Genomic DNA, 556 nt, shown 5'->3' on the forward strand with positions numbered 1-556 from the left:
GATTGATCGTAAATAAAATCGTATATACAATACGCGAGCCGAAATATGGAGAAGTTGTCGTATTCGATGTTCCAGAGCAAGGCAGAAGATTTATCAAACGAGTAATCGGCGTTCCTGGGGATACGATAAGACTTGAAGGCGACGATCTTTATATAAATGATAAGAAAATCGAGGAGCCTTATATTAAAGAGGCTTTGGAGGCTGCACACGCTGAAGGCATGCTCTATAACGGCGGCGGACCAAACTTCCCGAATGCTGAACATACGGAAGGTACCGTTCCCGAAGGGATGATCTTTGCACTGGGTGATAATCGCAGCGACAGCNGTATCGGACAAAGAGGTTGTTGGACGGGCAGATGTTATTTTCTGGCCGCTCAATAAGCTGGAATTTATAAAGCACTGGACTAAATGAGGTGAGTAAATGACCATTCAATGGTTTCCGGGACATATGACCCGGGCGAAAAGGCAAATACAGGACAAACTCAAACTAATCGATCTTGCCATCGAACTATTGGATGCAAGGGTTCCGCTTTCAAGTCGGAATCCCATGATTGAGG

1 protein-coding gene and 1 pseudogene are annotated in these 556 nt (G+C 45.0%); both read left to right on the forward strand.

The genetic code is table 11. The features are described 5' to 3' along the window. The first annotated feature begins 2 nt into the window (after positions 1 to 2). Entirely contained in the window at positions 3 to 380 is a 378-nt protein-coding gene (gene lepB / locus FJQ58_RS00330; protein ID WP_476641260.1) for a signal peptidase I, read from the forward strand. Between the two features lie 40 nt (positions 381 to 420). Beyond that, positions 421 to 556: pseudogene (locus FJQ58_RS32720) on the forward strand (ribosome biogenesis GTPase YlqF); the annotation flags it as partial.

It is taken from the genome of Paenibacillus paridis (genome assembly GCF_006345825.1).
In the GTDB taxonomy this organism is placed as follows: domain Bacteria; phylum Bacillota; class Bacilli; order Paenibacillales; family Paenibacillaceae; genus Pristimantibacillus; species Pristimantibacillus paridis.